Here is a 2,895-nt window from a genome sequence, read left to right as displayed (position 1 = left end):
GGCGGCGAGAATGCGCTCGTCTTTGTCGATGGCAAGCGTAATTCCGCGCTGATGCCGTCGCTGCGGGCAGCCGCGGTCCTGTGCCCGGCGGAATTTGCCGGCAAGGCGCCGGCAAGCGTTGCCGTTCTCATTCATCCGCGTCCGCAACAGGCCTTCGCGCTGATCGGGCGTCTGCTGTTTCCGAGGGCGGCGACACCAGGGCCAATGACCAGTGAAACCGGCGTCTCGCCGCACGCTCATGTCGATGCGACCGCGCATGTCGAAGCCGGTGCCGTCATCGAGGCCGGCGCGGTGATCGGGCCAGGTGCTTCGATCGGCAGCGGCACCGTCATCGCCCCAAATGCGGTTATTGGACAATCCTGCCAGATCGGCCGCGACGGCTATGTCGGTCCAGGAGCCAGCATCCAGTATGCCTTGATCGGCAATCGCGTCATCATTCATGGCGGCGCGAGGATAGGCCAGGATGGTTTTGGGTTCGTCGGCGGGGCCAAGGGTCCAGAACGCGTGCCGCAGATCGGCCGTGTCGTTATTCAGGATGATGTCGAGATCGGCTCCAACACCACCGTCGATCGCGGCGCCATGTCCGATACGATCATCGGCCAGGGCACCAAGATCGACAATCTCGTGCAGATCGCCCATAACGTCCGCATCGGCCGCAATTGCATAATAGCCGGGCTTTCGGGTATTTCGGGTTCTGTGGTCGTGGGTGACAATGTCACCATGGGCGGCGGCGTCGGGCTTGCGGATCACCTGACCATAGGGACAGGGGCCAAGCTTGCCGCAAGAAGTGGATTTATGAGCAATGTCCCTGCAGGCGAGATCTGGGGCGGCTATCCGGCACAGCCGATGGCGGAAGCCATGCGGGAGATAGCCATGCTGCGCAAGCTCGCCAGGACCCGCAAACAGGGCGAGGGAGGCAATGGCTGACATGATCGCGTCGACGACGCTGGAGGCAGTCGACATTATGGGGCTGATGAAGCTCCTGCCGCACCGCTATCCGTTCCTGATGATCGATCGTATCGTCGACATCGATGGCGACGAATCCGCCGTCGGCATCAAGAACGTGACCATAAACGAGCCGCATTTTCAGGGCCATTTCCCTGAGCAGCCGGTCATGCCGGGTGTGCTCATCGTCGAGGCGATGGCGCAGACGGCCGGCGCCATCTGTATCCGCAGCCTGGGTACCGAAAAGCCGTCGCTGGTCTATTTCCTGACCATCGACAACGCCAAATTCCGCAAACCGGTGGTTCCCGGCGACCAGTTGAAGATCCATGTCAAGAAAATCAAGAAACGCGGCAACCTGCTCAAATTCGCTTGTGAAGCCATGGTCGACGGCGCCAAGGCGGCCGAGGCCGAGATTTCAGCCATGATGGTCACCAGCGACTGACGATCGAGTGCTTATGAAAATCAAGACATCCATTCATGCGTCCTCCATTGTCGAGGAAGGCGCCCAAATCGGCCAAGGTGCACGCATCGGGCCGTTCTGCCATGTCGGTGCCGATGTGGTGATCGGCGACGACGTCGAACTGGTCAGTCATGTCTCGGTGATGGGCGCGACGTCGATCGGTGCCTCGACCAAGGTCTATCCGATGGCGACATTGGGCGCACCGCCGCAGAACACCAAGCACAAGGGCGGTCGCACCACCTTGGTCATCGGCAGGAACTGCACGATCCGCGAAGGCGTGACCATGCATCTCGGCACCGATTCCAGCCGCGGCGAGACGACGGTCGGCGACAATGGCAATTTCCTTGCCTACGCCCATATCGCCCATGATTGCGTCGTCGGCAACAATGCGACGTTCGCCAATGGTGCAACGCTGGGCGGCCACTGCGAGGTCGGCAACAATGTCTATATCGGCGGCCTGACCGCAGTGCATCAGTTTGTCCGCATCGGCGACAACGCCTTTCTCGGCGGCTGCTCCGCGATCGTCGGCGATGTCATCCCCTTTGCCATAGCGGTCGGCAACCGCGCCAGCCTACGCGGCCTCAACATCATCGGCCTCAAGCGCTCCGGCCTGCCAAGGTCCGAAATCCTTGTACTGCGCAAGGCTTACAGGATGATCTTCGATCGTTCCCGCACCGTTGGCGAGAACATCGAGTTCGCCAAGGCGGAGTTCGCGTCGTCGCCGACCGCCATGAAGATCATCGATTTCATCAGCAGTCGCGGCAAGCGGCATTATGCTGTGCCGTCGCTCAAGGGCGGCGATGGCGACGATGTCGATGACGAAGACTGAGACAGCGGCTGCGCGTCTTGATCTTCCGCCGGGCTCCAGGGTCGGCATCATTGCCGGCGGCGGCAGTCTGCCGGTCGAAGTCGCGGCCGGTTCGGCTGAACAAGGTTATCCGCCCTTCGTCATCCTGATGGAAGGCGAGGTCGACCGCATCGCGGAACTCTCCCGATACGATCACGAAAGCCTCGCTCTGGAAGGTATAGGCTCGCTCGTCCCTTTGCTGCGGCGGCACCGGATCACCCATCTGGTGCTTGCAGGCGAGATCAAGCGCCGGCCGCGATTGCTTGCGCTGCGCCCCAGTCTCAGCCTGCTCGCGGTGATTCCTTTGGTCGTCATGGCGCTCGCGCGTGGCGACGATGGTCTTCTGAAGGTCTTGGCACGAGGCCTCGAAGCGCGCGGAGTAAAGGTCGTTGGCGCCCACGAAGTAGTGCCGAATCTTGTCGCCGCCGAAGGCGTGCTGACCAAGGCCGAACCGCGAAAATTGGACTGGCGCGATATTGAGGCAGGCCTTGCGGCAGCAAAGGCCATCGGGGCGCTGGATGTCGGCCAGGCGGCGATCGCGGTTGGCGGCCGGGCAATCGCGCTGGAAGGCATCGAAGGAACAGCCGGCCTGCTTGATCGTGCGAAGCTGCTGCGCGGCCACGGCCGTATTGCGGGCAAGACC

At 62.1% G+C, this 2,895-nt stretch carries 4 protein-coding genes; all 4 read left to right on the top strand.

Annotated features, from left to right (window positions below; all coding sequences use genetic code 11):
• On the top strand, positions 1-927 hold a 927-nt coding region (lpxD, locus tag EN984_RS29195), incomplete at its 5' end, for a UDP-3-O-(3-hydroxymyristoyl)glucosamine N-acyltransferase (RefSeq protein WP_127384146.1).
• Complete coding sequence (gene fabZ, locus EN984_RS29190; protein WP_127268627.1) at positions 920-1,387, top strand: 3-hydroxyacyl-ACP dehydratase FabZ; 468 nt, start codon at positions 920-922, stop codon at positions 1,385-1,387. The genes lpxD and fabZ, both read left to right, overlap by 8 nt.
• A 13-nt stretch (positions 1,388-1,400) precedes the next feature.
• Positions 1,401-2,234 carry an acyl-ACP--UDP-N-acetylglucosamine O-acyltransferase gene (lpxA, locus tag EN984_RS29185; RefSeq protein ID WP_127268626.1) on the top strand — a complete coding sequence of 278 codons (834 nt, stop codon included), beginning with the start codon at positions 1,401-1,403 and terminating at the stop codon, positions 2,232-2,234.
• Positions 2,206-2,895 (top strand): UDP-2,3-diacylglucosamine diphosphatase LpxI (lpxI, locus tag EN984_RS29180; protein ID WP_127384145.1); only part of this gene is annotated, 690 nt, incomplete at its 3' end. The genes lpxA and lpxI, both read left to right, overlap by 29 nt.

The sequence above is a fragment of the Mesorhizobium sp. M7A.F.Ca.CA.004.12.1.1 genome (assembly GCF_003997835.1).
Taxonomy (GTDB): domain Bacteria; phylum Pseudomonadota; class Alphaproteobacteria; order Rhizobiales; family Rhizobiaceae; genus Mesorhizobium.
The sequence above is the reverse complement of the archived record's forward strand: the minus strand, read 5'-3'. Positions and strand labels throughout refer to the sequence as shown.